At 71.3% G+C, this 22,052-nt stretch carries 18 protein-coding genes; 9 read left to right on the forward strand and 9 right to left on the reverse strand.

Features of this window, described 5'->3' with window-relative positions:
- Positions 1–34: 34 nt before the first annotated feature.
- The 5 genes from M0M48_RS20655 (at position 35) to M0M48_RS20675 (ending at position 3,877) form a co-directional block, all read left to right on the forward strand.
- Positions 35–490, forward strand: a complete 456-nt coding sequence (locus tag M0M48_RS20655) for a UDP-N-acetylglucosamine--LPS N-acetylglucosamine transferase (protein ID WP_215812737.1) — start codon at positions 35–37, stop codon at positions 488–490.
- On the forward strand, positions 487–1,005 hold the full coding sequence (locus tag M0M48_RS20660) for a glycosyltransferase (RefSeq protein ID WP_257752564.1): 519 nt from the start codon (positions 487–489) through the stop codon (positions 1,003–1,005). Before M0M48_RS20655 ends, M0M48_RS20660 begins: the two co-directional genes overlap by 4 nt.
- Positions 1,002–2,405: an exopolysaccharide biosynthesis polyprenyl glycosylphosphotransferase gene (locus M0M48_RS20665; RefSeq protein WP_257752565.1), complete on the forward strand. Its 1,404-nt coding sequence runs from the start codon at positions 1,002–1,004 to the stop codon at positions 2,403–2,405. Before M0M48_RS20660 ends, M0M48_RS20665 begins: the two co-directional genes overlap by 4 nt.
- A 33-nt stretch (positions 2,406–2,438) precedes the next feature.
- Positions 2,439–3,233, forward strand: a complete 795-nt coding sequence (locus tag M0M48_RS20670) for a crotonase/enoyl-CoA hydratase family protein (protein ID WP_257752566.1) — start codon at positions 2,439–2,441, stop codon at positions 3,231–3,233.
- A 194-nt stretch (positions 3,234–3,427) separates the two neighbouring features.
- Positions 3,428–3,877: a DUF488 domain-containing protein gene (locus M0M48_RS20675; protein ID WP_257752567.1), complete on the forward strand. Its 450-nt coding sequence runs from the start codon at positions 3,428–3,430 to the stop codon at positions 3,875–3,877.
- Here M0M48_RS20675 and M0M48_RS20680 read toward each other — a convergent pair.
- Complete coding sequence (locus tag M0M48_RS20680) at positions 3,874–4,689, reverse strand: hypothetical protein (RefSeq protein WP_257752568.1); 816 nt, start codon at positions 4,687–4,689, stop codon at positions 3,874–3,876. The two genes, M0M48_RS20675 and M0M48_RS20680, sit on opposite strands and share 4 nt — an antisense overlap.
- Before the next feature lie 493 nt (positions 4,690–5,182).
- Complete coding sequence (locus M0M48_RS20685) at positions 5,183–5,587, reverse strand: YjbQ family protein (RefSeq protein WP_215812732.1); 405 nt, start codon at positions 5,585–5,587, stop codon at positions 5,183–5,185.
- A 185-nt stretch (positions 5,588–5,772) separates the two neighbouring features.
- On the opposite strand from M0M48_RS20685, the gene M0M48_RS20690 reads away from it, so the two are divergent.
- The gene (locus M0M48_RS20690) at positions 5,773–7,647 is read left to right on the forward strand and encodes a hypothetical protein (RefSeq protein WP_257752569.1); all 1,875 of its coding nucleotides are present in this window, start codon (positions 5,773–5,775) and stop codon (positions 7,645–7,647) included.
- A 241-nt stretch (positions 7,648–7,888) separates the two neighbouring features.
- On the opposite strand, the gene M0M48_RS20695 is transcribed toward M0M48_RS20690, so the two are convergent.
- The 6 genes from M0M48_RS20695 to M0M48_RS20720 form a co-directional block, all read right to left on the reverse strand.
- A complete protein-coding gene (locus M0M48_RS20695; protein WP_257752570.1) occupies positions 7,889–9,589 on the reverse strand; it encodes a hypothetical protein in 1,701 nt (566 codons plus the stop codon).
- A gap of 85 nt (positions 9,590–9,674) precedes the next feature.
- Positions 9,675–9,983: a DivIVA domain-containing protein gene (locus M0M48_RS20700; protein WP_257752571.1), complete on the reverse strand. Its 309-nt coding sequence runs from the start codon at positions 9,981–9,983 to the stop codon at positions 9,675–9,677.
- Positions 9,980–10,909 (reverse strand): oxidoreductase, encoded by a 930-nt coding sequence (locus M0M48_RS20705; protein ID WP_257752572.1) that lies wholly within the window; start codon positions 10,907–10,909, stop codon positions 9,980–9,982. The genes M0M48_RS20700 and M0M48_RS20705 overlap by 4 nt, the downstream gene beginning before the upstream one ends.
- Positions 10,910–10,917: 8 nt before the next feature.
- Complete coding sequence (locus tag M0M48_RS20710; protein ID WP_257752573.1) at positions 10,918–11,733, reverse strand: maleylpyruvate isomerase family mycothiol-dependent enzyme; 816 nt, start codon at positions 11,731–11,733, stop codon at positions 10,918–10,920.
- Positions 11,734–11,784: 51 nt separating this feature from the next.
- Positions 11,785–12,816 carry a family 43 glycosylhydrolase gene (locus M0M48_RS20715; protein WP_257752574.1) on the reverse strand — a complete coding sequence of 344 codons (1,032 nt, stop codon included), beginning with the start codon at positions 12,814–12,816 and terminating at the stop codon, positions 11,785–11,787.
- 79 nt (positions 12,817–12,895) lie between these two features.
- On the reverse strand, positions 12,896–14,761 hold the full coding sequence (locus M0M48_RS20720; RefSeq protein ID WP_215812724.1) for an acyl-CoA dehydrogenase: 1,866 nt from the start codon (positions 14,759–14,761) through the stop codon (positions 12,896–12,898).
- 222 nt (positions 14,762–14,983) lie between these two features.
- Here M0M48_RS20720 and M0M48_RS20725 point away from each other — a divergent pair, with 222 nt between their 5' ends.
- The 3 genes from M0M48_RS20725 (at position 14,984) to M0M48_RS20735 (ending at position 21,282) form a co-directional block, all read left to right on the forward strand.
- Positions 14,984–17,857 carry a PKD domain-containing protein gene (locus tag M0M48_RS20725; protein WP_257752575.1) on the forward strand — a complete coding sequence of 958 codons (2,874 nt, stop codon included), beginning with the start codon at positions 14,984–14,986 and terminating at the stop codon, positions 17,855–17,857.
- Between the two features lie 227 nt (positions 17,858–18,084).
- The gene (locus tag M0M48_RS20730) at positions 18,085–18,543 is read left to right on the forward strand and encodes an RrF2 family transcriptional regulator (RefSeq protein WP_215812722.1); all 459 of its coding nucleotides are present in this window, start codon (positions 18,085–18,087) and stop codon (positions 18,541–18,543) included.
- A gap of 156 nt (positions 18,544–18,699) precedes the next feature.
- Entirely contained in the window at positions 18,700–21,282 is a 2,583-nt protein-coding gene (locus M0M48_RS20735) for a hypothetical protein (protein ID WP_257752576.1), read from the forward strand.
- 12 nt (positions 21,283–21,294) lie between these two features.
- Here the strand turns inward: M0M48_RS20735 and M0M48_RS20740 are convergent, their stop codons facing one another.
- Positions 21,295–21,963 carry a hypothetical protein gene (locus M0M48_RS20740; RefSeq protein ID WP_257752577.1) on the reverse strand — a complete coding sequence of 223 codons (669 nt, stop codon included), beginning with the start codon at positions 21,961–21,963 and terminating at the stop codon, positions 21,295–21,297.
- Positions 21,964–22,052: the final 89 nt, after the last annotated feature.

Genomic DNA, 22,052 nt, shown 5'->3' on the forward strand with positions numbered 1-22,052 from the left:
TGTCGTCGTGCTCGCACCTCCCTAGGGTCTCTGCATGCGCCTGTTGCTGGTCTCGTCCTCCGGAGGACATCTCGCCCAGCTCCTGTGCCTGCGCGGATGGTGGGAGAAGCACGACCGGCACTGGGTCACCTTCGACACCGAGGACGCCGTCGCCAAGCTGGAGGGCGAGGACGTCACCTGGGCGCACCACCCCACGACGCGCAACCTGCCGAACCTGCTGCGCAACACGGTCCAGGCGCGCGCCGTCCTCCGCCGCTTCGACCCGGACCTCGTCGTGACGACGGGGGCCGCGGTCGCGGTGCCGTACTTCTGGCTGGAGCACACACACCGGCACCACGCCCGGACCGTCTACCTCGAGGTCTACGACCGGATCGAGACGCCCACACTGACCGGGCGCCTGTGCCGGCCGGTCACCGACCTCTTCCTCGTGCAGTGGCCCGAGCAGCAGCAGCTCTACCGCTCCTCCGTCGTGGTCGGTGGGCTGTGGTGAGCCCGCCGCGCCGCCGTCCGCGCGAGGCTCCGCTCGTCGCGGTCCTCGTCGGCACCGATCACCACCGCTTCGACCGGCTCGTCGCGTGGGCCGCGGATCTCCAGTACCAGGGCGCCTTCCGGGTCCACGTGCAGCACGGCGCCACCCCGCTCCCGCCGGCCATCACCGGCTCCACGATGCTCGGCCCGGACGCGCTGGCGGAGCTCCTCGACCGCGCCGACGCGGTCGTCACCCATGCCGGTCCGGGCATGATCATGGACGCCCGCGAGCACGGGCACACGCCCATCGTCGTGCCCCGCGACCCGGCGCGGGGCGAGCACGTCGACGACCACCAGCAGCGCTTCGCCCGGTTCCTCGCCCGCAGCGGCACCATCGTGACGGCGTACGACGCCACGGAGCTGCGCGCCCGCCTCGACCTCGCCGTCCTGCTCGGCCACCCGCTCCCCGCGCACCGCGCGGCCTCTCCCACGCTCGCCCGTTTCGAGGCGCTGGTCGAGGACCTCGTGCACCGATGACCGTCGTCGAGGCCCGCCTGCAGGCGCTGACGACGACCGGGACCCGGACCGCCGTCCGCCGGATCGTCCGGCACCGCACCGGCCGCCTGCTCATCGCCGGGGACGCGGTCGCCGCCGTCCTCGTCGTCTTCCTCGCCACCCTCGCCGGCGGCGTGCACCGCGGCCCCGACGCCCTGCTGTTCGTGCCGATCTGGCTGGCCGCGGTCGCCACGACCGGCGACTACCGCCTGCCCGGCTCGCTCGCCCTCCGTGGCCACCGTCTGCTCCTCGCCGCCCTCGTGCTGCCGACCGCCGCGCTCCTCACCGCCGAGGCGATCGGATACCCGCTCTCCGCCCTCACCGTCACCACCGTCTGCGCGGGGACCGCGACCCTCGGCATGGCCGGACGACGGCTGCTGCCCGCCGGGCCGTCGTACCGGGTGGTCGTGGTGGGCGGCGCCGCCGCCCTGCCCGGCCTGGTCGACCGCCTGGTCCGCACGCACCCCCACCGCTTCGCGGTCGTCGGCGCCTGCGTCGCCGCCGGAGCGCCGCCCGGCCTCGGCGACCTCCCCCTCGGCCAGGGTCTCTCCTCCTGCCCCGACATCGTCCTCGCCGGCGACGCCGACGCCGTCCTCCTCGCGCCCGACCCGGCGATCGACCCGGCCGCCGTACGCCGGCTGCGCTGGCGGCTCGAGGACGCCGGCCTCGCCGTCTTCGTCTGGGCCGGCCTCGACATCTCCCCCGCCGGCCGGACCCGCCTCGACCTCGACGACGACCTCCCCCTCCTCCACCTCGACGCCCCGCGCCGGATGGGCCCCACCCACGCGGTGAAGCGCCTCCTCGACCGCACCCTCGCCCTCCTCGCCGTCCTGCTGCTCACGCCCCTGCTGCTGGCCCTGGTCATCGCCGTCCGCCTCGACTCCCCCGGCCCCGCGTTCTACCGCCAGGTCCGCGTCGGCCGCGGCGACTCCCGCTTCACGATGTGGAAGCTGCGCACCATGCACTGCGACAGCGACTCCCCCGCCACGCTCGCCGCCCTCGCCGCCGCCGACCACGGCAGCGGCCCCCTCTTCAAGATCGCCCGCGACCCCCGCGTCACCCGCCTCGGGTACTGGCTGCGGCGTACCTCGCTCGACGAGCTGCCCCAGCTCTTCAACGTCGTCCTCGGCCAGATGTCCCTCGTCGGCCCCCGCCCCGCTCTCCCCGCCGAGGTCGAGCGCTACCACCCCGACGTCCGCCACCGCCTCGTCATGCACCCCGGCATCACCGGCCTGTGGCAGGTCTCCGGCCGCTCGGACCTGTCGTGGGAGGAGTCGGTCCGGCTCGACCAGGAGTACGTCGACGACTGGTCGCTGCTGCTGGACCTGCGGATCGTCGTACGGACGGTAGGAGCGGTGCTCCGCGGCCGCGGGGCCTACTAGGACTCGTTGTTACTTGCGAGTAGTATCGGCCCCATGAGCCACGTGACCTGCACGATCTCCGACGGCATCGCCCACGTCCGCCTCGACCGCCCGGAGAAGCTCAACGCCCTCACCCTCGACATCCTCGACGACCTGGTCGCCACCGCCCACGACCTGCGCAAGGACAAGACCCTGCGCGCCGTCGTCATCAGCGGCGAGGGTGACGCCTTCTGCGCCGGCCTCGACTTCGCCTCGGTCCTGCGCAACCCCACCGGCGTCGCCAAGGCCTTCGTCCCCCGCCCCTGGCGCGGCACGAACACCTTCCAGGAGGCCCCCTGGGCCTTCCGCCGCATCCCCGTCCCGGTCATCGCCGCCGTCCACGGCCACTGCCTCGGCGGCGGCCTCCAGATCGCCCTGGCCGCCGACTTCCGCATCGCCACCCCCGACTCCCGCTGGTCCGTCCTCGAGGGCAAGTGGGGCCTCATCCCCGACATGTCGGGCATCCAGTCCCTCAAGGAGCTCGTCGGCATCGACCAGGCCAAGCTCCTCACCATGACCGCCGAGATCTTCGACGGCTCCCGCGCCCACGACCTCGGCCTCGTCACCACCCTCTCCCTCGACCCCCTCGCCTCGGCCCTCGCGCTCGCCGACGAGCTCTCGGCGAAGTCACCCGACGCGCTCGCTGCTGCGAAGCGGCTCTTCAACTCGACCTGGAACGCGTCGGCTCGTCGTACTTTTGGGCGGGAGCGGGTCGAGCAGGCCTTCCTGCTCGCGGCACGCAACACGAAGGCGTCTCGGGAGGCGGCGTTCGGGAAGGCTTCGGCGTCGTACGGGCCTCGGGGGCGGTAGGCAGAAGGCCCCAACCGGCATGCAAACCAGCATCTGCCACGACGCCAGCAACCGACGTACCCCGGGCGGGGCCTAAGACCTTCTCTCCCAGGGCTAACTCGACCGAGACTCCAGGCGATGCCACTGCGGAGCCCGAGATCTTGCTGATCGGTCAAGGACGTGCTATTGACCCCCGCACGGTGTTGAATGGACCCATGAGTCGCTCGCGCCCGCCTCGCCTTGTCAGTGTTGGATACGAGGGTCGCGACGCTGCAGAGTTGTTGCACTTCCTCAGCGAAGCGAACGTCAACGTTCTCGTCGACGTTCGGCTGAACCCCATCTCTCGCAAGCCTGGCCTTTCAAAGACCCGACTCGCCGAGACACTGCGAGCCAACGGGATTGATTACATTCACTTCCGGGAGCTGGGCAACCCCAAGGACAACCGCGAAGCATTTCGTGCCGGTGAGCAGTCCGCCTTCGATCACTTTCGAGAGCTTCTCCGAAACGAGACCGCGGAACGGGCTCTCGGTCATGTCTCCGAGTTGCTAGATCACGAAGTGGTGGCATTGCTCTGCTTCGAGCATGACCACTCCGCATGCCACCGCGGCTTGGTCGCCGAGGCGCTCGCAGACAGGATGCCAGCGCTCTCAATCGACACCGTCTAGAGCGGCGGACTCCACAGGCCGCACACAGAAAATGCCGCTCGGCGCTGGTGCTGATTTCCAACGTAGAAGTGAATGTCCTTCTTCGTCGAATCCGTGATCTCCGACCACTTTTGCTCAATCATGGCTGCGGTGTCGTCGCCGTACCTCCTGGGCCAGGCATACCCCGCGGCTCCAAGCTCCCAGTCGATCAACTCCTGATTGTGGCCACGGCAGCCAGATTCCTGGCATAGATAACTGAACTTGATGCGAAACGGAGGTGGTTGAAGTTCAACCAGACCGTTCTGATTGAAGAGGCTCGGCTCTGTCGCAGCACGCACCTTCTCCAACTGCCTGGGGGTCCACGGAGTCCCGACCAGGACCTCCATGCTTCGAATCGTTGGTTTGATCAGACCGAATGACTCAATAGCCTGATTCATCGCACCGGCCCGGTTGCGCGCGATCAACTCGCACGTCGTAGTCGCTCCGATCAACGGCTCGATTAAGGCCGTCCGCCGTGCCCACTTCCGCTTGGTATCAATCCGCTCTCCGAGCACGAAGCCGTCAACGTCGGGTTCGTATGACTCGGGCCGAGGATCCCGCGACCCTCGGCTACGCACTGGAGCGTCCACGATCTGGTACTTCGCGAACTGACCGCTGTCCTCAAGCATCCGAAATGGCACGGGGTACAGGCGGATGAACGTAGGGGCGCGGCCGTCGTCGTAGAGCCGAACACCCGCAATACATACGGTTTCGCCATGGCGCGCCGAGGGCGCAGGGTAGGTCTTGACAGTAATGAGAACTTGGGCCATCTCACGGCCAGGCGGCAGCGACACTGGAGTTCGACTCTCTGTGAGCAGGAGTCTCAATCGTGCCTCAGAATGTCAAGAGAATCCGTGATTCAGACCGTGAGTCTCAGTCTCAAGTTTCGCGGACGCATTTATCTCGGGCAAGACAGGCCCGAGGTCCACTGGCGACCTGGCAGCCCACTCGGCACGAGGCATACGGAGGAAGCCCGCTCGAAGCCGCTCACGGTCAAGCCCGTGGCCCCGCGCCGATGGATCAGCTCCCTCGAAACGCGCTACTCAAAGCCAGACCGCTCTTGGGCACCAAGAGGAACGGCATCGCCGTACGGTCCGTGCTCGCGGTCTTGGCTCAGCGGACCACCCGCTCTCAACTTCGAGGTTACGCGCAGTTGTCACACGTGCCGGAACGCGGCTAGACGCAGAGGTGTAGAGCTCACGGCAAGATCCAACAGGTTTCCGGACTCACTTGGCGTGGACGGTCCGGTGACGGCCAAGCAACCGCAAGAAACAAACCTGCACTCCACTACCCCGCCAAGAAGCTGAACCGCACCTCCCGCACCTCGTTGTCCACGTTCAGGTCCACCAGACAAACGCTCTGCCACGTCCCCAGCAGCATCCGCCCACCCACCACCGCCACGGTCGCGTACGGCGGCACGAGCGCCGGCATCACGTGCGAGCGGCCGTGCCCGGGGCTGCCGTGGCGGTGGCGCCAGCGGTCGTCGGCGGGGAGGAGGTCGCGCAGGGTGGCGAGGAGGTCGTCGTCGCTGCCGGCGCCGGTCTCGAGGATGGCGAGGCCCGCGGTGGCGTGAGGGACGAAGACGTGGAGCAGGCCGTCCCCCCTCCCCGCCACGTACGACGAGCAGTCGGCCGTCAGGTCGAGCACGGCCTCGCGGTCGCCGGTGCGGTAGGTCCTGGTCTCGGTGTCCACGACGTCCATCCTGGCGCAGCAGCGCGATGGCCGGGTCCGCGGCAATGGCAATAACGATCGAGCGATCGCACTCACCAACCACGAGTTACTGCCTTGACTTGTCACTGCAAGACATATGATCTGACGTTCTCGGGTCTGCCGCGCTGAAAGCGTCCTCGATCCACCACCAGTCAAGCGAGTTCACCATGAGTTCTGAAGCCTCCAACGGAGCCGATGAGAGCGGCCCTACAGATGGATCTCAGCCCGCCATCGACGCCGCGTCGCTACGTCCCTATGTGTCCGTCGTCGTCCTGGTCAGAGACCACGGGGAGATGTCAGCCGCGCTGGCCCAGCTGAAATCCCGGTTGACGACCATGGCGGTGCGCGCCAGGGGCGGAACGACGGTCACCGTCACCGGTTCGGGGCTGAGCGAACCACCCACGACTCCCGATCGCCGGAATGTTGACCAAGAGTTCTCAGCAGACGCATTCGCTTACCGGCGTGTCTCACCGCCGGCCTGGGCAGCCGTCGACTCTCGCTGGCAAGACACCACACACCACCTCTGCATTTGGTGCTGGCATAAGGACTGGGTGGCAGTCAGTTGCGACGGCGCCCTGGAGACGAAACTCCAGCGCTGGCTCGACAGCAGCCCTCGACCGATGCTGCGCCGGGTCCCCGCCGGAACGATCAACGCAACGCTCCTGACCGGCGAGGCCCGCGGGTTGTGGCTACGTTCCACACAGGGGCGGCGGCGCACGAAGGCCGATGCTAAGAACTTGAGCGGACAGAGCCTTTCGGAGGCACTGAACCCGCTTGACGACAGCTCCTACGCTCTTGGCTCTGCGCGGGCCGAGATCATTCCGGACCCGGAGTTCGCCGCACTCTCGGGCATCGTTGGAGTCACCCCTCGGCGATCCAAGATCTGGTTCGGGCGGACAACGACCCTGAACGACTTCTATGACAGCTGTTCTGATCTGCTGAGCGCGTTGGCTACGAGCCACCATCGTGGAGACAGTACGGACCAGCCGTTTCCCTATCTCGCCGCCGAGGTTCACGATCTCTCGGTCGTGCATGGCGCCTACGAGATCACGTGGGTCGACGCTGACGACCTTCCCACAGCCGAGGTCGGCGCCGACCTCGTCGACGCGGCAGAGGTTCTCAGTCGCACCACCTTGACAGTCAATGGATGTACGACCGATGCCAGTTTCGTAGCCGAGGTTGCACTGGACGGCAGGCTCGGAGGAGCGATCAGCTGCACCCCAGACCGGACCCACGATCGTCTCAATCTCGACTTCCGGATCCACGGGGCACCCACTGATCCATCGCTAGTCACCAGCGTGCGCGATGCACTACGACACACGACGCTGCTGACGCTTCACTACGAGTCGGGTCACTCCGTCACCCAGGATGCGATCTACAGTACGAGTATCGATGAACATGAGTTCCGCTCATGGGACTGGCACGACTTCACTGGATTCGACGTCGGGCGGGAAAAGCCGCTCGCCAAGACGCCGCAGGCCACCCACGACGGGATCGGGGCCGACGGCGACAATTCTCTCTTCAGCTGGGTTCTCAGGACGTACGGTGATCGGGGCTTCCTGACTTGCGACGACGGCGCGAATGAGGTTGCCGATTTCGTGCTTCTCGCCGACGACGGCCACCTTTCACTGATCCACGTGAAGGCTGCGGGTTCCCGTTCGACAACCCGCAAGATGAGCGCCAGCCGTTTCGAGGTCGTCGTAAGCCAAGCAACGAAGAACGCCCGCTACCTCGATCAGGAGCGGCTGGCCACGGCGTTGGCGACGAGTCCCGTCCCAACTCCAGCAGCATGGCTCTACGGAGACCGTCAAGCCGACCGACGCGAATTGCTCGAGCATCTCGCGGCCCGCTCTCCGAGCGCGCTCACAACCGTCATCGTCGTACAACCTCATGTCACGCAGTCGGCTCGAACGACGGCACTGACCGCAGCTGCTCCGCCAGCGGAACTGAGACGCCTGCGCTTGCTCGAGACCATGCTGCACTCCGCCCGCGGCAGCATCGTGAGTCAGGGCAGCGAGCTTCTTGTGGTGGGCTCGATCTAGGTGGCGTAGATCTGGCCGACAGCAGCGCCATCGCCTCAAGACGGCGCGATGAGTGTCGAATCCGGCCCAGGTCATACGTGGAGAAGGTGAGAGCACCACCGACCAGACGGGAGCAGGGCCATGTGGGAGACCGCGAGCATCCACGAGCACCGCCAGCACCTCAGCCACGACCTGCCGTGCCCGGCCTGCGGACACGCGGCGCACACCTACCTCGCGTGCAGCGACACGTGCGCCTGCGCGCCTACGGTGATGCCGGGCGAGCTGCCGATCGCCGCCTAGCCACCTGGACGACGGCGGCCCAGGCTGCCGCCGACTGCATCGTCCAGTGCACGGGCAGCAGCAGGGCGCGGGCGGCGGTGGCGAGGCCGTGACGTCGTGCGGTCAGTCCCACCGCGGCCAGGACGGCGAGTCCGAGCCCGGTCGCGACGGCCAGTACGGCGGTGCCGGCACCGGGGGCGCCCAGGCCGTCGCGGAGGGCGAGCGCGGCCAGCGACAGCAGGGCCACGGCGTAGGGCAGGAAGACGGTCAGGGCACCGCGTCCGGCGCGGGCGCCTCCCAGCGCGGCGGCGTACGTCGTCGCGCGGGCGGTCAGCCAGTCGTCGGCGCCGAGCTCGCGGCTCCGGGTCGAGGACGACGCGAGCGTGGCCACCCGGACCGAGCCGGGCAGGTCGGTCCCGAGGACGGCCCAGCCGCCCAGCCGGCGCAGGAGCGGGAGGTGGGCGTGGACCGACGTCCGCTCGGTACGGCGGACGTCCGCGCCGGGCGTCGTCGCCGCCGTGTCGTCGAGCAGCAGTGCGCCGTCGACCTCGGCCAGGCCGGTGAGCAGGGTCCGGCGATGCCGCCAGAGCCGGTGCTGCACATCGAGGACGCCCAGGGGCGGCCGGCCGTCGGTGTCGGGCAGGTGCGGGTCGAGCTGCTCGTCGAGGTCGCCCTCGAAGGCGGCGACGGCGCGCCGGAGCTGGTCGGGCGCGGGGACCTCGTCCTCGGCGTAGGCCACCACGTAGCGACCGTGGGCCAGGGCGAGGCCGTCGTCGTGGGCGAGCTCGCGCCGGGCGAAGCGGTCGCCCGCGAGGGGGACGACGCGGACCCAGTCGGGCGGCGCCGCCCGCCGGATGCCGGCCTGCGTCGCGCCGTCGTCCTCGGCGACGAGGAGCAGCACGTCCAGCTTGGCCGCGGGGTAGTCGAGCGCAGCGAGGTTGGCCATGGCCCGCCCGGCCGCGCGCGAGCCACCGGCCAGCCGGACCAGCACGGAGTAGACCGGGAGGAGCGCGTCCGACGTCGCGCCGCCGGGACGACGTCGCAGCGCCGCCCGCACCGCCGAGGTCACCAGCGCCAGCGTCGCCAGCAGGAACAGCACGGACGTCGCGGCCGCGAGCACCGCGACCACGCCCACCGGCACGAGGAGCAGCACCGCCGCGGCAAGCGCCGCCATCAGCGCCGGACCGGCCGGCCGGACCGAGCCGACCGGGCGCGCCACCGGACCTCGCCAGGAGCCGGCACCGGATCCCCGGACGCTCCGACGCCGCGCCGCGGCCGCCACGTGGTCGAGATCGCGCTGGGTGCAGGCCACCAGCTCCAGCCGCCAGCCGGGATAGCGCTCGGCGACCTCGTCGAGCAGGTCCGGGCCGGGCCGCACCGTTGTCGCCACGACCAGCACCCGAGAGGCACCGGGACCGCACGCGACCCAGCCGAGCGCGGCCGTCTCGGCGATCTCGCCGTCGGTCGCGAAGCCGGGCTGCGGGGGTTCGCGAACCAGGTCGCGCAGCGCGAGCTCCCACTGGCGGGCCAGGGCGCCGTAGAGCTCGGGGCGCTCCAGCGACCCGCTCTCGAGGAGGTGCTGGCCGAGGTAGCCGCCCTCCGCACGCTGGCGGCGCAGCGCGTCCGTCAGCTGTGCGTCGTCGATGCGCCCCTCGCGCAGCAGGCGATCGCCGATCCGGTCCATCAGTCACCCTCTCCCGCAGCAACGCTACGGGCACCCCACCAGGGCGTCAGAGGAAGCCCCGGGAAATGTCCGATCGGACATTTCCTCAGCGCACGTCGCGCCGGAGGACCTCCTGCAAGAACTGGTCGACCTCGTCGGTCGCGTACCCCTCGCGCAGCTTGACCAGCGGGAACTGCGCCGCCTCGACGATCCCGCGCACCGACCGCCCCGCCCGGAACGCGTCTACGAGCCGGTCGAGCAGCTCATCGACCGACCGCATGTCGTAGCCCTCCCGGAACCGCACCGGCTTGAAGCGCACCTCCTCGACGAAGCGCGCGTTCTCGGCGCCGAGGCCGCCCACCTCGTCGGCGCCGTCGCCACCAGGGCCCGTGCCGTACCGTCCGAGCCTGCTCACGGGTACTCCAGGTCCACGGTCTCTTCGCTGATCTCCCACAGCCGGCGCGCAGCACCCTCGTTGCGGGCCAGCTTGCTGCGCCCGACGATGCGCGGCGGACCTGCCATCTGCTGCAGTCCGCTCGGCCCGACGAAGGTGTTGCCGGGCAGGTCGGCGGTCGCGGCCATCAGGGACGGCCAGGCGCCGGCGGCGGCCGACTGGGACACCGCCTTGACGCCGGCGTCGAGGATCGAGGCGATGCCGCCGGCGGAGCGGCCGTACTGGCCGTTGGCGGCGAGGTGGGTGCCGGCGAAGCCCGGGTGGGCGGCGAGCGCGCGGACGGGCAGGCCGGCAGCGGTCAGGCGGCGGTCGAGCTCGGCGGTGAAGTAGAGGTTGGCGAGCTTGGACTGCCCGTAGACGCGCCACTTGCTGTAGCGGCCGCGCTGCTCGCGCGGGTCGCCGAGGGGCGCCTTGCCGGCGAAGTGGTGGAACATCGAGGACACGGTGACCACCCGGCCGTCGGCGCTCTGGACGAGCTGCGGGAGCAGCAGGCCGGTGAGCAGGAACGGGCCGAAGTGGTTGGTCGCGAGCTGGAGCTCGAGCCCGTCCGCCGTCCGCGAGTACGACGTCCCCATCACGCCCGCGTTGTTGACGAGCACGTCGATCGCGCCCACCTGCGCCACCGCGGCCGCCGCGGTGCGCACCGAGCCGAGGCTGGCCAGATCGAGGTGCAGCGCCTCCAGCGCGGCGTCCGGGACCTCGCCGCGGATGGCACCGACGGTCTCCTCGACCTTGGCCGGGTTGCGTCCGGCGAGGATGACGCGCGCCCCGCGCCGGGCCAGCTCGAGGGCGGTGTGGTGACCGAGGCCGCCGAGGGTGGGCCCGGTGACGACGATCGTGCGGCCGGTCTGGTCGGGCAGGTCGGCGACGTTCCACTTGTCGGACATCGGTTCCCTCACGGAGTGGTGGCGAGCCGGGCGACGATGCTGCGCCCGAGCTCCTGGTCGCCCGAGATGGTGACGGCGCCGTCGGCGGCGGGACGGCGCCCGCCGGCGAGGACGATGAAGCTCTCGCGGTCCATGGACAGCGCGACGGTCGGTTCGGCCGGTACGTCGGGCAGCCGCCGCGCGCGGCCGTCCTCGCCGATGACGACTGCGATCGGGTCGCTGCCGGCGACGTCGAGCACGGCCGTCGTACCGACCGGCGGGGCGACGCGCTTGCCGAGGACGAACCCGAAGCCCTCGGCCAGGTAGTCGGTGGTGTGCCGGGCGGCCGCCGAGTCCATGCCACCGGGACGGCCGGTGGCGCGGCGGATGTCCTGCTCGTGCATCCACACGTCGAGGGGCCGGTTGCGCAGGAGGGTCCGCTGGTTCCAGCCGATCATCCCGAAGATGCCGGGGGCGGGCGCCGCCGCGTCGTCCGGTACGTCGGCGAGCAACGCCGCGCGTCGGGCCCCCGTGCGCGTGCGGATCTCCTCGACGATCGCGGCGGGCGCGACCTCGCGCCGGGTGACGACGCCGATCTCGGTGAACTGCCCCATCGGGCCGGTGATGTGGGGCGCCTCGCCGATCTCGGCGGTCTCGTCGGGTCCGCCGCCGAGCAGCGACTCGAGGTGGGCGGTGTGCGAGACGACGGCCTTGACGTCCCAGCCGGCCAGGTCGGTCTCCCGCGCCCAGTCGTCGGGGTCGAGCTGGTCGAGCAGCGCGACGAGGTCGCCGATCGCGCTCCACCAGGTCTCGACGTAGCCGGCCAGCAGCTCGCGGTCGCTCATGGCGCCGATGCTAGCGAGCCGGGCCGCACGAGACCGCGCAACACGTCAGCGTCAGCGCAGGTAGCGCTTCACGACCGGCACGCCGGAGCGGAAGACCAGCCGCGCGGCGTACATCGCGCGCCGTGCCTTCTGCTCGCCGCCGTTCCAGCCCCAGAACGCCCCACCCTTGGGGATCGTCGAGCTGCGGCGCACCCAGCCGTGGAAGTACAGCGTCGCCTTGCCCTTCTGCACGACGACGTCACCGCCGCCCGGGCCGCACAGGCCGCCGGTCGAGGCCCGGTCCAGCAGCACCCCCTGCGGAGCGGCGGCCCACGCGGTGAGCGAGGTCGAGCGCCGCCACGTCTGGTGATAGCTGCAGCGGGCGAAGTCCCCCTCGGAGGCGAACAGGTAGTAGGCGCCGCCGGTGCGCAGCAGCACGGGGTTCTCCACCACCCCGGGCGAGCGGATCAGCTCGACGCTCGGCCCGCGCGCCTTGCGCCCGGCGCCGTTGAGCGGCAGCAGCCGGACCGAGGACGGCTTGCCGTCGGTCTTGTAGAGCAGGTAGCGCCGCCCGCCCTCCTCGTACGCCGACGGGTCGATCACGCCGCGGCTCGGCAGCCCCGGTACGGCGACCGGGTCGCCCGCGGCAGGCACCTTGGCCCGCGCCGGGCACACCAGCGGCGCCGTGCCGACGGGCCGGAACACCTCCAGCGGACCGCGCGCGACGGCGACGCCGATACAACGACCCTCCGGGCCCAGACCCCGCACGGGGACGGCGAAGTAGAGCACCCAGCGGTCCCCGACCCGGGTCAGGTCGGCGGCCCAGATGGCGCCCTTGCGGGCCCAGGCGGGACGCTCGGCGAGCACCGGCTCGGTCCAGCGCCACGGGCGACCGGGCTCCTTGACGGCACGGTCGACCTGCTCCCCGGTCGCGACGACGACCAGCCGCTTGCCGACCGCGACGACGCTCGGGTCGCCGACGTTGCCGGCCAGGACCGGCTCCGGGTAGCGCTCCTCGGCATGCGCGGGCACGGGCCCGGACGCCGCCACGAGGGCGGACCCGAGCAGCACGGGCAGCGCGAGGAGCAGCAGACGACGAAGCACCCGCGCACCCTAGGCGAAAAGCAGCGACGGCCGCCCCGGTTTCCCGGAGCGGCCGTCGCGGTGCCGTGGACCCGAAGGGTCAGAAGGCGTCCTCGGAGAGGTCCATGACGTCCAGGTTGGCGCCCTGGGCGATCTTGAGCTCGGCCGAGAGGCGCGGCAGGTTGAGCTGGGCGAACCACTGGGCGGCGGCGACCTTGCCCTCGTAGTAGGCCTGCTCGTTGCCGGCGTCGCCGGCCAGCTTGTCGAGCGCCACCTCGGCGCCGCGGAGCAGCAGCCAGGCGCAGACGACGTCACCGAGCGCCATCAGCAGGCGCGTGGTGTTGAGGCCGACCTTGTAGATGTTCTTGATCTCGTCTTGGGCGGACATGAGGTCGTTGATCATCAGACCGACGATCGCCTCGGCGTCGGCGAGGGCGGTCGCGAGGAGCTCGCGCTCGTTCTTGAGCCGGCCGTTGCCCGCGCCGGACTCGGCGAACGCCTTGATCTCGGCCGCGAGGTGGCCCAGCGCCTTGCCCTGGTCCTTGACGATCTTGCGGAAGAAGAAGTCCTGGCCCTGGATCGCGGTGGTGCCCTCGTAGAGGGTGTCGATCTTGGCGTCGCGGACGTACTGCTCGATCGGGTACTCCTGCAGGAAGCCCGAACCACCGAAGGTCTGGAGCGACTCGGTGCCGAGCAGCACCCACGAGCGCTCCGAGCCGTAGCCCTTGACGATCGGGAGCAGCAGGTCGTTGACCGCCTCGGCCAGCTCGTCGCGCTCACCGGCGGCCTTGGCGCGGAACACGGTGTCCTGCCAGGTGGCGGTGTAGAGCACGAGCGAGCGCATCGCCTCGGCGAACGACTTCTGGGTCATCAGCGAGCGGCGGACGTCGGGGTGGTGGGTGATCGTGACCCGCGGCGCCGTCTTGTCGGCGGACTTCGTCAGGTCGGAGCCCTGGACGCGCTCCTTGGCGTAGTCGAGCGCGTTGAGGTAGCCGGTCGAGAGGGTCGCGATCGCCTTGGTACCGACCATCATGCGGGCGTTCTCGATGACGTCGAACATCTGGCGGATGCCGTCGTGGACCTCGCCGAGCAGCCAGCCGCGGGCAGCCTCGCCGCCGCCGACCTGGGCGTCGCCGAAGGTGAGCTCGCAGGTGTTGGACACCTTGAGGCCCATCTTGTGCTCGACGTTGGTGACGTAGACGCCGTTGCGCTCGCCGGTCAGCTCACCGGTCTCGACGTCGAAGTGGTACTTCGGGACGAGGAAGAGCGAGAGGCCCTTGGTACCGGGGCCGCCGACGCCCTCGACGCCCTTCGGGCGGGCGAGGACGAGGTGCATGATGTTGTCCTGCAGGTCCGACTCGGCGCTGGTGATGAAGCGCTTGACGCCGGAGATGTTCCAGGTGCCGTCCTCGTTGGGCGTGGCGAACGTCTTGCCGGCGCCCACGTCGGAGCCCGCGTCGGGCTCGGTGAGGACCATCGTGGCGCCCCACTGCTTCTCGAGCATGAGCTGGGCGATCTTGATGTCGCGCTCGACGCCGTTGGCGTTCTTGAAGACGACCGAGCCCATCGACGGGCCGGTGCAGTACATCCAGATCGGCGCCTGCGCGCCGAGGACCATCTCGCCGGTCGCCCAGACCAGGGACGGCGGCGCGGTGGTGCCGCCGATCTCCTCGGGCAGGCCGAGCGCCCAGAAGCCGGACTCCATCCAGGAGTCGTAGGACTTCTTGAACGACGCCGGGACCGGCGCGGTGTTGGTCGCGGGGTCGAAGACCGGCGGGTTGCGGTCGGAGTCGACGAAGGAGGCGGCCAGGTCCTCGCGCGCCACGCGCTCCACCTCGGAGAGGATCTCGCGCGCGGTGTCGGCGTCCATCTCCTCGAAGACGCCGGTGCCGAGGTACTCCTGCACGTTGAAGAGCTCGAAGAGGTTGAACTCGATGTCACGCAGGTTGCTCTTGTAGTGGCTCACTGTCCCACCATTTCTAGGGGTTCGCAGAGTGTGTCGTCATGGCTACTCGCCAGTAACTTCATGATACGGGGGGTGCTTGCTGCGGGCAAGCAACAGGGTGGTTGGCATCGCTCACACCGACGCCCCGACCGGCGCCGATCCGGCCCGGATCACGCGGTTAGGTCGGCGAATTCACCCAAAAAGGGCCATTCGGCTCCCGGCCGAAAAGGATCGGATGGGGCGGTGAACCTCCCGCGAACATTCGGATCCCTGCTCGCCGTCGGCGCCCTCGCCGCCGGCCTCCTCGCCGGACCGGGTGCCGCGTCCCCGGCCCAGGCCGCCGACACCGGCAACGCCGCTCCCCAGCCCGGTCGCGTCGTCAGCGACGACCCCGCGTCGTTCACCCCGCACGTGATGGACGGCGCCGTCTACACGGTCAACCAGGTGGGCGACTGGATCGTGGTGGGCGGCAGCTTCACCACGGTGCGCAACGCCGGCAGCACCACGAACATCGCGCGCCGCAACGTCTTCGCGTTCCGCGCCGACACCGGACAGGTCAGCACGACGTTCGCCCCCAACCCGAACGGGCTCGTCTACACCGTCCAGCCGGCCGCCGACGGGACGTCGGTCTACCTCGGCGGCGCCTTCGACAGCGCGACGTCGGCCGGGGCGACGGTCGCGGTGAGCCGGCTCTACAAGGCCGACATCAACACCGGCAACCGGATCGCGCAGTTCCAGCCCGGCACCCTCAACGGCCAGGTGCGCGACGTCTCGGTGGTCGGCAACCGGCTCTGGGTCGCGGGCAAGTTCACCCACGTGCAGGGGCAGCCAAGCAAGGGGCTGGCCGCGATCAACGCGACGACCGGAACCCGGGACCCGTACTACGCCAGCGTCTTCGCCGGCGTGCATCGCGGCACCACCACGAACGTCCAGAAGATCGCCACCAGCCCGGACGGCACGCGCCTCGTCGCGATCGGCAACTTCGACACCGTGGACGGCGTGAAGCGCCACCAGTTCGCGGTCCTCGACATCGGCAGCGGCACGCGAGCGACGCTCGCGAACTACTACACGACCCAGTACGAGTCGCCCTGCAGCGCGTCGTTCGAGACCTACATGACCGACGTCGAGTTCTCCCCCGACGGCTCGTTCTTCGTCATCTCCACCACCGGCGCGTACGGCGGCTACGCCGCCAGCATGGCCGCCACGAGCGGCTGCGACGTGGTCGCCCGGTACGAGACGGGCGCCAGCGGTACGACGGTCCGGCCGACCTGGACGGCGTACACCGGCGGCGACACGACGTGGACCGTCGAGGTCACCCAGAACGTGGTCTACACCGGCGGCCACATGCGCTGGCAGAACAACCCCGCCCGCGGCGACGCGGCCGACGAGGGCGCCGTGTCGCGGCCCGGGATCGCGGCGCTCGACGTGCGCAACGGGATGGCGCTGTCGTGGAACCCGACCCGCACGCTCGGCGCCGGCGTGCGCGACCTGCTCGCCACGACCGCCGGACTCTTCGTCGGCTCCGACACCGACGTGATCGCGGGCGAGACCCACCGCAAGATCGCCTTCCTGCCCCTCGCCGGCGGCGAGGCGCTGGCCGACGAGCCCGAGGGGACCCTGCCCGGCGACATCTTCCGGGTCGCGAGCGGGCAGTCCCAGCTGGTGCGCACCGCGTTCGACGGCACCACCGCGAGCCCACCGGTCAACGCGCCCAACGGCACCGGGTGGGGCACCACCGTCGGGGCGTTCATGGTCAACGGCGTGCTGTACACGGCGTACGCGAACCGGACCCTGACCCGGCGCACCTTCGACGGCACCACCTACGGACCGGAGAGCGTCGTCAACACCGCCGACCAGCTCGTCTACCAGGACGACTGGCACAACGGCGACATGCCGACCCTGACCAGCCTCTTCTTCCGCGACGGCTGGCTCTACTTCACCAAGTCGGGCTCGTCGCTGCTCTACCGCCGCGGCTTCGAGCCGGAGTCGGGCGTGATCGGGCAGCAGCTCTTCTCGGTCGGCTCGGTGACCGGCGTGAGCTACACCAGCATGCGCGGGGCGTTCGTGACCGGCGGCCGGCTGTACTTCGCGAGCAGCAACGGCTCGCTCACCCGCGCCGACTGGGGCACCCACGGCGCCGTCGCCGGGACCGCCACGACGCTCGCGCCGTCCGGCTCCGGCTGGGCCTCGCGCGCCTTCTTCCTCTACCAGGGACCGCCGATCGCACCGCCCGTGAACGACCCGCCCACGGCCGCGTTCACCGTGTCCTGCACCGGTCTCGACTGCACGTACGACGCGACCGGGTCCAGCGACGACGGCACCATCACGTCCTACGCCTGGACCTTCGGCGACGGCCAGAGCACCACGACCGCCGGGCCCACCGTCACCCACACGTACGCCGCGGGCGGCGCGGTCACCGTCGGCCTCACCGTCACCGACGACGGCGGCAAGACCGGAACGACGACCCGCACCGCCCAGCCCAGCGCGGGCGCGAGCCCGATCACGCTCGTGGGGGCGACCTCGACCCAGGGCAACCGGATCAACCACCAGGCCGCCGTACCGGGTGGGGTGCAGGCGGGCGACCTGCTGCTGGCCTACTTCACGGCGAACACCACGGCGCCGACGTACAACGGGCCGGCGGGGTGGACCCCCGTCCAGTCGGCCACGGCCGGGACCAAGGCGACCGGCATGCTGTGGCGTCGTACCGCCACGGGGGCGGACGCCGGGAGCACGGTCACCGTCACCTCCAGCGCCTACGCCAAGAGCGTGCTCACCGTCGTCGCCTACCGCGGCGTCGCCCCGACCGTGACGAGCGCGATCGCCGTCCAGACGAGCGCGGGGACGGTGCACGCGACCCCGACCCTGACCGCGCCCGACGGCGCGCACTGGCTGGTGAGCTACTGGGCCGACAAGAGCAACGCCACCACCACGTGGTCGCTCCCGCCCGACGTCACCCAGCGCTCGACATCGTCGGGCACCGGCTCGGGCTACATCTCCGGCGTCCTCGCCGACAGCGCCGGCCCGGTCCCCGCCGGACCGGTCGGCGGACTCAGCGCCACGGCCGACGCCAGCGGCACCGCGGCGATCACCTTCAGTGTCCTGCTGGGGGCTCCGTAGGCGACGCGCAGGGCTTGGATACCCCGGGGGTGTCTGCCTGTTGCTCGCCGTCGCGAGCGGTGTCTGCGGCCGATCTGGCAAGGCCGAGGAGCGAAGGCGGGCCGGAGGCCCGTCGAGTCTCCGAGAACGCCGCCAGATCGAGTCGCAGGCGCCGCGCAGCAGGCGAGCAACAGGCAGATACCCCCTAGGTCGAGTGACTCGATCGAACAATCTGAGACACTGGCCCCATGCGCGTCTCCGCCAAGTCCGACTATGCACTCCGGGCGCTCATCGCCATGGCAGGCCGGTCCGACGGCCGGGCGGTGAGTGCAGAGGAGCTCGGTCGTCTCCAGGACATCCCCCACGGCTTCCTCCAGGCCATCCTCGCCGACCTCCGGCGAGCCGGCATCGTGATGTCCCAGCGCGGCCAGTCGGGCGGCTGGCGGATGGCCCGCGAGGCCGGCACCGTCTCGGTCGCCGACGTCATCCGCGCGGTCGACGGCCCCCTCGTCTCCGTCTACGGGCTGCGCCCCGAGGCGGTCAACTACAACGAGGACGCCGAGGTGCTCCAGCACGTCTGGATCGCCGCGCGCCGCGCGCTGCGCGAGGTCTTCGAGGACGTCTCGATCCAGCAGCTCGCCGACGGCCAGCTGCCCGAGACGGTCACCTCACGGACCGCCGACGACGACGCCTGGGCCCCGCACTAGTACGTCGGGCGCGAGCGCGTCTTCGGCACTTCGGGGGGCAGCAAGCTGCCCGGACCCAGCGCCTCTCGACGCGCTGCCGCGCCCCGGGCCCGGGACCGGGTCTCGTTTCCGCACCTGACCCCTCATCCCTGACCGGGCCGCACCGATCGTCCGGGCATGCGCCGTGTCCTGATGTCCCTCCTGCTCGGGATCGCGGTGGTCACCCCGGCCGCGCTGACCCTCTCCCCCGCCGCGCCCCAGCCGGCCCGGTGCGGCAGCGGTGACGCGCTGAGCTGGACGTTGCCCGGGGCGTGCCAGCACGTCGACGAGCCGCCGCCGGGGGTCGACCCGACCGAGCCGGTGAGCACGGCGGTCCTGCGGGCGCGCGACGGCGGCACCGCCGGGGCGTACGACGCGGCCGAGGCGCTCGGCGTACCGGCGCCGGTGCAGGCGGCCGCCGCGAGCCCCGCGGTGACCTGCGAGGGCGACGGGGCGAGCGGCTACCGCACCCAGGCCATGTACGTCGTCGAGGCCGGCCGCACCAACCGCTTCGCGGCGCTGCTCCCCAGCTTCCGGCTGTGGGCGGCCGGGGTGGACGACGTCGTCAACCGGTCCGCGGCGCTGACCGGCGGGGTGCGGAAGGTCCGGTTCGTCACCGATCCCGACGGCGGCACCTGCGTCGCCAAGGTGCTCAACGTGACCGTGCCCGCGGGCGCGATGTCGTCCTTCAACGCGACCATCGCGGCGGTCCAGGCGCTCGGCTACACCGACCCGAGCCGCAAGTACCTCATGTGGACCGATGCGACCGTGCTGTGCGGGGTGGCGTCGATGTACCCCGACGCCACCGACGGCCAGGGCAACCCCAACAACGGCCGCTACGCGCAGTACGCGCGGATCGACTCCGGCTGCTGGGGCTTCGGCGACGGCGCCGCGCAGCACTCCGTCGAGGCGCACGAGCTGCTGCACACGCTGGGCGGCGTGATGAGCACGGCGCCGCACGGGACGCGGGCGGGTCACTGCTGGGACGAGTCCGACACGATGTGCTACGCCGACGGCGGCGGGTTCGCGATGAAGCAGGTGTGCCCGGCCGAGCGCGAGTACCTCTTCGACTGCAACAACGACGACTACTACTCCACCTACCCCGACCCGGGCAGCTGGCTCGACACCCACTGGAACGCCGCGGACTCGCGCTTCCTGATCGGTGGCGGGGACGGCTCCGGCGGTGGCGCACCCGGTACGCCGTCCGTCCTCGGCGCGACGATCGCGGTCAACAACCCCGCCGTACCGGGGCTCTCGACGCAGGCGACCCTCGCGCCGTCACTGCCGGCCGGGCGCACGGTCGCGTCCGTGCAGTGGAAGTCCGCTCGCGCCGACTGTGTCTTCGCGAGCCCTGCCGAGCTGCAGACGGCAGTCACCTGCAATGCCACGGCGGCCGCGCCGACGACGGTGACGGCGACGCTCAAGGACTCCTCCGGCGCGACGAAGGTCGTCACGAGTCCCCTCACCTTCGCCACCGGTACCGCGCGCCCGGTCACCGTCGCCTTCCCCGCCGGGACGTCGGCCGCGGTCTGCACGGGCGCGGGCTTCCCGCTGACCGCCCGGGTCCTCGACACCGCGAGCGGCCAGCCGGTCAAGGGCCTCGCGGTGGCGCTGACCAAGCAGAGCGCGACGATGACCGCCCCGGCGAGCGCCGGCGCGCCGGTCACGACCGTGGAGGGCACCGTGATCCTCAACCAGACGGCGGCGGTCGCGACGACGTACCGTGCGCGGACGGCGGCCGGGACGGTCTACGCCGCCGGCGGACCGGCCGAGCTCGTCGCGACGCCGGGCCGCTGCGCCACGTCGCTCGCGGCCGAGATCGACCGGACCACGGCCTTCTACGGCGACCCGGTCACGGTGACCGGACGGCTCACCGCGGCGGTCCCGTCCGGGGTGACGCTGGCCGTGCGGCTCACCACGGCCGCGGGCCGGGTGCTGCCCCTGGGCTCGGCCAAGACCGGTGCGGACGGACGGTTCAGCCTCGTCGCGAAGCCCACCGAGTCGGGCGTCGTGTCGGTCGCGCTGGCGGTCTCGGTCTCCTACGCCGCTGCGTCCGCGACGGCGGGGACGCTCACGGTCGTCACGCCCACGACCCGGATCACCGGCGCCGTCGACCGGTCCGAGGTCGGCTACGGCCAGAACGTCACCGTCACCGGCCGCCTCCAGCGCGACGCCGGCGGCACCCTCAGCGCGCTGGCCGGCAAGCCGGTCTCCGTGTACGTCGCCCCGGCGGGCGGCGGCGCCGCGGTCAAGATCGGGGGCGGCACCACCAACGCGGAGGGCCGGTTCACGGCTGTCGTACCGCTCAAGGTCAGCGGGACGCTCAGCGTCACCTCGGCCGCCGCGGCCGGGCAGCCCGCCGCATCGGCCGCGGTCGGTCCGGTCGTCGCGGGCACCTGGACCACGGCGCTCACCGCGACCGCCTCGGCGAGCAGCGTGCCGGCCGGCGGATCGGTCACGCTGAGCGGCAGCGTCAGCCGTACCTACGCCGCGGCCGGCGCCACGGCGCCGTCCCCGGCGTCGGGCCTGCGACTCAAGGTGACCTTCCGGGCGACCGGTTCGGCGACGAGCACGGTCGTGGGGACGCCGACGACCACGGCGGGCGGGACGTTCACGCTCAAGGTGCTGCCCAAGGGCGCCGGCACGTGGACCGTGTCGCTGCCGGCGGTCGCCGGCTACACCGCCGCCGAGGCCGCACCGCTGACGATCGGCATCGGCTGACCCGCGAGGGGATCAAGCGACCTGGCCGAGCTTGCGCTTGAGCCGGCGGCGCTTGCGGTCGAGCTCCTCGAGCCGCACCTCGAGCGAGGCGTTGCGGCGGGCGAGGCGCTCGACCTCGCGCAGGGCGTCCGGCAGGGACTGGAAGGCGGCGGCGGTGTGCGGGACGGCGGCGAGCCCGAGGGACGCCGTACCGAAGCCGACGAGGGCGCCGAACGCCTTCCAGACCTCGGCCGGCGCGAGGCCGTCGGTCTCGAGGACGTGCAGCCGCTCGGGCTTGCGGCACGCGGCGCTCCAGCGCGCGGCGGTCGCCGCCTCGTCGTCCAGGCCCGTGGTGACCACGACGTGGACCCGGTAGCCGGCCAGGGCGTCGACGAGCAGCGCGACCTGCTCGGGCGTCGCGCCGGCGAGGAGCGACTGGCTGAAGACGAGGTCGGCACGGGCCTTCTCGGCCCGGCGCACGAGCCGGGTCCACTGCCCCTCGACGTCGGCGCGCTTGAGGCCCCAGTCCTTGTGCGCACGGGTCATCTCGACCGCCGCCCGGAAGCTCTCGGCCGTCGATCGGGCGACCGAGGCGTACCCCAGCTCGACCAGCGCGGCGTGGTGGTGGGCCAGCGCGGACTCGATCACGTCACCGGCGCCGGGCATCCCGACGTGGATCCAGGCCTGGTGCTTCTTCGCCATGACCCCACCGTGGCAGTCCCCGATGAGCGGCCCGTGAACCCGCGGTGACCGGCAGCGGTCGAGGACAGGGGTAGAACACGTTCTAAAAC

It is taken from the genome of Pimelobacter simplex (assembly GCF_024662235.1).
Lineage (GTDB): Bacteria > Actinomycetota > Actinomycetes > Propionibacteriales > Nocardioidaceae > Nocardioides.